The sequence below is a fragment of the Deltaproteobacteria bacterium PRO3 genome (assembly GCA_030263375.1).
In the GTDB taxonomy this organism is placed as follows: Bacteria; UBA10199; UBA10199; order DSSB01; family DSSB01; genus DSSB01.
On sequence record SZOV01000128.1, the window covers coordinates 1 to 6,988 of the forward strand.

The window sequence follows — 6,988 nt, forward strand, 5'->3', positions numbered from 1 at the left end:
AAGAGATGCCGCCGAAAGTGCGCGAAGCCGCGGTCCGGCAGGCCCGCCGCGACGCCGAGCCCGCCGGCCCAGGGACCCGCGGCGTTGATCACCAGGCGGGCGCGGAATTCGCCCGCGCCGGTCGCCACCCGCCAGGCCTCCGCCTCGCGACTGAGTCCGCGCACCTCGGCCCCACAATGCAGCGTCGCGCCGCGCGAGCGCGCGGCATCGAGAAAGTTGGAAAGCAAGGCGGCGACGTCCACGACGCCGTCGCCCGGCGTGAAGAGCAAGGCCTCGTAGTCCGCCGCGCGCAGCTCCGCGCGTAACTCCGCGTCCAGAGTTTCGGGAAAGTCCTCGCGCCCGCGCAGCTCGAAGGCCGCGCCGAGTTTTTGAAGCAAGCCCGCAAATCCTTTCAGAACGCGGTTTTCCCCAAGCAAGACCGAGCCGGTGCGGCGGAAGATATTTTTCCGCTCCCAGTCCTGCGGTGGCGACTCGAGCGCGCGCAGCGTCTCCTGCACCATCGCGCCGACCCGCGCGTCGCTAACTGCCTGGCGCAGGAGCGCGGCGTTCTTTCCGGAGGCATGGCGGCCCGGCTCAGTCTCGCGCTCCAGAATCAAGATTCGAAACTCGCCCAAACGCGAGAGGTGATAGGCCGTCGCCGCGCCGGCAAAGCCGGCGCCGATCACGACGGCGTCGTAGGCAGGTGGCATGCTCCGGCCTTAACTTTCCCGCGGAAAAAATGCCAGGCGCAAAAAGATGTACAGAACCTCTCGAATCCGCCTGAGCTCCTGTGGATAATCTCTCGATTTTTCTATTATTTTTTTCATTCCCCCTATTGACATTTTTGAGGTCGGTGGTTTAAATAGCCCAAAACGTGGCCTAAAGTGGTTTAAAGTGGTTGACGGGCGCCCAACTCTGGGATTGTAATGGCAGCCATGTTTCGCGGGCGCTTCGAATACACCATCGACGACAAGGGGCGGACTTCGCTGCCGGCGAAGTTCCGAGAGGTCTTAAGCGCCAGCGACGACAACCGACTTATCCTGACGACCTTTGACAACTGCCTGTGGGCGTACCCGGTTCCGGAGTGGAACGCGATCGAGGAAAAGATCGCGGCCCTGCCCCAGTTCAAATCCGAGGTCAAGGCCCTGCAACGGGTCTTCGTGAGCGGCGCGGTCGAATGCCCTCTCGACAAGCAAGGGCGCATCGTGATTCCGCCCACCTTGCGCGACTACGCGGGCCTAAAAAAAGACATCCTCTTCGTGGGGATGACCAAACGGATCGAGATCTGGTCGAAGGAAAAATGGAGCAGCGTCTTCAGCGTCGCGCAAGAGAAGATCGATAGCTCCTCCGAAGACCTGGCGAACTTGGGGCTGTAGCAAAAATGTTTGAAATGACGACTTTCGACGACGTGGCCGTCGTCCACTTGAGCGGCGAGGTTTCCCACTTCGAGATGCAGGAGCTGGAAGCCATGCTTCGCAAGCTGACCAGCTCGAAAAAGGTGAAAGTGGTGCTTAATTTTCAAAAAGTCGAGCACGTCAACTACAAGACGATCTCGCGCCTGCTGGAGCGTGCCCTGCGCCTGCGCAGCCTGAGCGGCGACCTGAAGTGCGCCTCGCTCAACAGCTATACGCGCAACATCTTCCGCTTCACCGGCCTCGACCAGGCCGTGGAGGCCTACGATTCGGTCTACGACGCGGTGATGAGCTTCAATGGGCCCCAAGAACGACACCGAACCTGGCACTGAGGCGCCCCCCGAGGCTCTCCACCGGCCGGTGATGCTTGGCGAAGTTTTGGATCTTTTACAAGTTGGAGCGGACCAAGATTACGTCGACGGCACCCTGGGCCTCGGCGGGCACGCGGCCGCGATCCTCGAGAAGTCGGCACCTGAAGGCCGCCTTCTCGGCATCGATCGCGACCAAAGGGCCCTGTCGCTGGCCGAGCGCCGCCTGGCGGGCTTCGGAGACAGGGTACGACTTCGGCACGGCACCTACGACCGCGCCGGAGAGTTTCTGGCCGAGCTCGGCTGGGCGGGAGTCCACGGCATGGTCCTCGACCTGGGCGTCAGCAGCCTGCAGTTGGACGACCCGGAGCGAGGCTTCGGTTTTTTGCAAGATTCCGCACTGGATATGCGGATGGACCTGGAAGAAGAGGTGACGGCGCGGGAGCTTTTAGACGACCTCCCCGAAAAAGAGTTGGAGGCGATCTTTCGCGAATACGGGGAAGAACGTTTCGCGAGGCGGATCGCCCGACTGATCGTCCGCAGCCGCGAGGAAAATCCGATTCGGACGACCCGCGAGCTGTGCCAAATAGTTTCCCGCGCCGTACCTTTTTCCAAGGCCCAAAAAATCCATCCCGCGACCCGCGTCTTTCAGGCGCTGCGCATCGCCGTCAACCGCGAACTCGACCTGCTCCGCAAGTTTTTGAGCAAGCCCCCCGATTTCCTCAAGGTCGGAGGGGTCTTGGCGGTGATCTCCTTCCACTCGTTGGAGGACCGCATCGTCAAATGGGCCTTCCGCTCCTTTGAAAACTTTCAGATCCTGACCAAGAAGCCTCTCCGGCCGGGCGCCGAAGAAGTTTCGAACAACCCCCGCGCTCGCAGCGCCAAGCTACGCGCGGTGCGGAGGCTGGAGTAGCGACAGCCATGGCCCGTGGTGCCACTTCCATTCTTCATCATGCCAAGAGCGTGCGCCGGCAGCCGACCTTCTCGCCGCTCGACAAGTCCCGGCGCGTCTTTCTGTTCGCCTTCGTCTCCCTCGTCGTCCTGGCCAGCGCTTGCGCCATCTTCTACATCGGTACCCACATCCAGGCCGTCAACCTGGGCTACAAGATCGGCCAGGAGCTGCAGCGCAAAGAGCAGCTGATCGAAGAAAACAAACGCCTGAGCCTCGATATCGCCCGCCTCAAGTCGCCGATCCGCATCGAGGCCGAGGCAAAGGAGACCCTGGGCCTCGAGCTCCCGAAGACCCAGCAAGTCTTCTACCTCTCCCGCTGGGAGCCGGACACCCTGACGCAGGTCGCGGGCGCCGCGCCCGCCCCCAAGAATTCCGAAGCGAAGGAAGCGTCCAAAAAGCCCGAGCCTACCAAGGCCTTTGCCGCCGCGGCGCCCGAGGCCAAGCCCAAAGCCGCGGCGAAGACCGCCGCGCTCCCTCCCGCTTCGACCGAGAAAAAATCTCCGACGGCCGATAAGAAGCCCTCCGAGCCGAAGGCGGCGAATCCGGCCGAGACGAAGGTGGCGGTCAAGCCCGCGGCGAAGTCCATCGTTCCCGAACCCGGCAAAGAAATTCCGATCAAGGCCGCCAACGCGGATAAGGTCGTCCCGGACCGCACCGCCGGAAAATCCGACGCGGACAAGGCCGCACCGAAGCTCGCCGCCGCTAAAAATTCCGACGTTAAGAGTCCCGCCAAAAAGCCCTCGCCCGCCGCGAAGGCGGTGGAAACGCCCCAGGTGGCGAAATCCGTGCCAGCCGCCAAGGATTCGGCCCCGCCGAAACCGGCGAAGGCCCTCGAGAGACCCGCTGCAAGCCAAGAAAAATCCGCCACCGTGGCCAAGAAATCCGAGCCGGCCCGGTCCGAGGGCGCGAAGCCCGAGGGCAAGACCCCCGCCGCCAAGAGCTCGGCGAAGCCGGCGCCGCAGGATACCCGCGTCGCGAAGCGGGAGGGCTCGGAGGTCTTGGTCGCGAAGATCGTCTCCGGGGAATCCTCCCGCGAAAAAAGTGCGGCCAAGCCCAGGAGCGCCGCGGCCCCCGCCTATCCAAGCAAGGACAAGGTTCCCGCGGTGATGCTCGACCCGATGCCCTAAACCGTCATGATCCAAAACCCGCTCAAGCAAAGTTTCTCGCACAAGAAAATCAGGCTCAGGATCGCGGCGGTCAGCCTGTTCTTCTTCCTCGCCTTCGCGCTGGTCGCGGCGCGCGCCTTCGAGCTGCACCTGACCGACAACAAAAAGCTCACCAGCCTGGTCAAGAACCAATACAGCCGCAAGGTGGTGGTGGCGCCGAAGCGCGGCACCATCATGGACCAAAACGGCGACACCCTCGCCATCGACCTGCAGGTGGACAGCGTCTACGCCTCCCCCCACTTGATCGAGGACCCCAAGGCCTTCGCGCGGGCCCTGGCCCCCGTCCTGGGCATGGAGGAGGGGAAGATCCTCGAGAAGATCGACGACAAAAAGAAAAAATTCGTCTGGATCAAGCGGCGGCTCGGCGAGGAGGAGAGCGCGAAGCTTAAAGGCCTCAAGATGCCCGGCCTGGGCACCCTGCCCGAGTACAAGCGCTTCTATCCCAACGGCTCCCTGGCGGCCAACGTGCTGGGCGCGGTCGGTTACGACGCGCAGGCCCTCTCCGGCCTCGAGATGGCGCAGGACGATGTGCTCAAGAGCCAGGATCCGCCCAAGCTGATCGAGCAGGACGCCAAGGGACGTTCCTATTCTCCCTTCGCCCTGATGGGCCTGGAGCATCCCAACGGTCTCGTGCTCACCCTCGACAAGACCATCCAATACCTTGCGGAGCGCGAGCTGAAGGCCGCCGTGGATAAGACCAAGGCGGTCGGCGGCGTCGCCGTCGTCATGGACGTCCATACCGGCGCGGTCCTGGGAATGGCCGTGCAGCCCAGCTTCGATCCCAACGAGTACTACAAATACGAACCCTCCCAGTGGCGCAACCGCGCGGTCACAGACACCTACGAGCCCGGCTCCACCTTCAAGGCCGTCACCGCGGCTATCGCGTTGGAGACAGGCGCCTTCGACCTGACCAAGACCCTGCACTGCGAAAACGGCGCGATGCAGGTCGGAAAATTCACCATCAACGATACCCACGGCCACGGCCCGCTCAACTTAAACGACATCATCAAGTTCTCCAGCAACATCTGCAGCTACAAACTGGCGCAGCTTGTCGGCAAAAAGCGCTTCTACGAGATGGTCCGCGACTTCGGCTTCGGCCAGAAAACCGGCATCGAAATCCCCGGGGAGGTCGGCGGCATCATGGCCTCGCTGAACAATTTAGGCACCCTGCAACTGGGGACCATGGCCTTCGGCCAGGGCATCTCCACCACGCCGCTGCAGATCGCCGCCGCCTACGCGGCAATCGCGAACGGCGGCTCTCTGATGAAACCCTACCTCCTCAAAGAGATCCGAGATTCGCAGAACAACGTCGTCCAGAGCTTCGGCCCTCAGGTCCTACGCCGGGTCATCCGCGAGGACACCGCCCGGCACATCGCGCGGATGCTGGAGAGCGTGGTGCAAAAGGGCGGCACCGGGACCGCAGCCCGGCTCGAGGAATACCAGGTCGCCGGCAAGACCGGCACGGCGCAAAAGGTCGCGCCGGGCGGCAAGGGTTATGCCAAGAACAAATACCTGGCCTCCTTCGTCGGTTTCGCACCCGCCCGCGACCCGAAATTGGTCGTCCTGGTGTCTATTGACGAACCCAAGGGAGACTACTATGGGGGTCTGGTCAGCGCCCCGCCCTTCCGCGAGATCATGGGCCAGAGCCTGGCCTACCTGAAGACGCCCCCGGACGGCGTCGCGCGGGAGGCCGTGGCCCAGGGCAAGGCCGAGAAACCCAAGGGCCCGAAGGCCGCGGGCAAGGCTCCCAAGGAAGAGCGCGAAGACCGCGTCGCGGCGGCGATGGAAAAGCCGCCGGTCGAGGCGATTCCCGGCGAGGACGAGTCGACGGCCGCCGAGGCAAACCAGGCCGTTCCCGACCTGACCGGACTGTCGGTGCGGGAGGCCCTGCGCAAGGCCCAGTCGAAGAATTTCAAGGTGAAGGTCCGGGGCAGCGGCATCTGCAACCGCCAAGAGCCCGAGGCCGGCGGCGCGGCGGAAGCGGGGGCGGAGATCGTCCTGGACTGCGAGCCGCCGATTTGAACATGAAACTTTCGCAACTCATCCAAGACCTCCCCTTCCTCGAGAAGCGGCACTTCGCCGACGTCGAGATCGCGGGCTTGAGCAGCCATTCGGGCGAGGTGAAGCCGGGCTTCCTCTTCGTCGCCATCCACGGCACCAAGATCGACGGCCACCACTTCATCGACAACGCCCTCGAACGCGGCGCCGCGGCCCTGGTCGTGGAGCGCGAGGTCCCCGTCGCCAAGAAGGTCCCCGTCTTCAAAGTGCAGAACAGCCGCGCCAGTTTGAGCCGCCTGGCGGCGCGCTGGCACGGCGACCCCACGAAGGAAATCCCCGTGGTCGGCGTCACCGGCACCAACGGCAAAACCACCATCACTTACTTGTTGGGCGCGATCTTTCAGGCCGCGGGCAAGAACCCCGGCATCCTCGGTACCATCGGCTGCCGCTACAACGGGGTCAACCTGCCCAACGCGCACACCACCCCCGAGTCGATCGAGATCCAGCGCCTGTTCCGCGAGATGAAAACCGCCGGCGTCGACGTGGTCGCGATGGAGGTCAGCTCGCACGCGGTCGACATGCGGCGCGTCGAGGACGTCTTCTTCGACGTCGGCGTCTTCACCAACCTGACGCCCGAACACCTCGATTACCACAAGAGCATGGAGCTTTATTTCGAATCGAAAAAGCGGCTCTTTCTGCAGCTGCTGCCGCGCGGCAAGGGACCGAAGCGCGCCGTGCTGAACGCGGACGACCGCTACGGCATGAAATTGATCGACGCGGTCAAGGAGGTCCCGGTCTGGACCTATTCGACCATGGCGCAGAGCAAGTGGGATTTCTACGCCCGCGAGTGGCGCTCCGACCTAAGCGGCACGCAGGCCGTGATCGCGACGCCGCAGGGCGTGGCGGAATTCCGGTCCCCGTTGATCGGCGCCTTCAACCTCTCCAACATCCTCGCCGCCACCGCCGCCGCGACGGCGTTGGAGATCCCCTTGGAGACGATCGTCCACGCCGTCGCCGCCTTCGAGGGCGTCCCCGGCCGCCTCGAGCGCATCGAGAACGACAGGGGGATTCACGTCTTCGTCGACTACGCCCACACGCCGGACGCGCTCAAGAACGTCCTCGGCGCCCTGCAAAACCTCAATCCGCCCAAGATCCTCACCGTCTTCGGCTGCG

The 6,988-nt window shown here is 63.7% G+C and carries 7 protein-coding genes; 6 read left to right on the plus strand and 1 reads right to left on the minus strand.

Features of this window, described 5'->3' with window-relative positions; translation table 11 throughout:
* The coding region (locus tag FBR05_13940; protein ID MDL1873277.1) for an FAD-binding oxidoreductase at nt 1–689 on the minus strand (689 nt) is incomplete at its 3' end.
* A gap of 216 nt (nt 690–905) precedes the next feature.
* Here FBR05_13940 and mraZ point away from each other — a divergent pair.
* From mraZ to FBR05_13970, 6 genes are all read left to right on the plus strand, one after another.
* Nucleotides 906–1,355 (plus strand): division/cell wall cluster transcriptional repressor MraZ, encoded by a 450-nt coding sequence (gene mraZ, locus FBR05_13945; protein ID MDL1873278.1) that lies wholly within the window; start codon nt 906–908, stop codon nt 1,353–1,355.
* 5 nt (nt 1,356–1,360) lie between these two features.
* Entirely contained in the window at nt 1,361–1,723 is a 363-nt protein-coding gene (locus tag FBR05_13950) for an STAS domain-containing protein (GenBank protein ID MDL1873279.1), read from the plus strand.
* A complete protein-coding gene (rsmH, locus tag FBR05_13955; GenBank protein ID MDL1873280.1) occupies nt 1,689–2,612 on the plus strand; it encodes a 16S rRNA (cytosine(1402)-N(4))-methyltransferase RsmH in 924 nt (307 codons plus the stop codon). The genes FBR05_13950 and rsmH overlap by 35 nt, the downstream gene beginning before the upstream one ends.
* 8 nt (nt 2,613–2,620) lie before the next feature.
* Nucleotides 2,621–3,778 carry a hypothetical protein gene (locus tag FBR05_13960; GenBank protein ID MDL1873281.1) on the plus strand — a complete coding sequence of 386 codons (1,158 nt, stop codon included), beginning with the start codon at nt 2,621–2,623 and terminating at the stop codon, nt 3,776–3,778.
* Nucleotides 3,779–3,784: 6 nt separating this feature from the next.
* Nucleotides 3,785–5,839, plus strand: a complete 2,055-nt coding sequence (locus FBR05_13965; GenBank protein MDL1873282.1) for a PASTA domain-containing protein — start codon at nt 3,785–3,787, stop codon at nt 5,837–5,839.
* A 2-nt stretch (nt 5,840–5,841) separates the two neighbouring features.
* Nucleotides 5,842–6,988: UDP-N-acetylmuramoyl-L-alanyl-D-glutamate--2,6-diaminopimelate ligase (locus FBR05_13970; GenBank protein ID MDL1873283.1), on the plus strand; the 1,147-nt coding region annotated here is incomplete at its 3' end.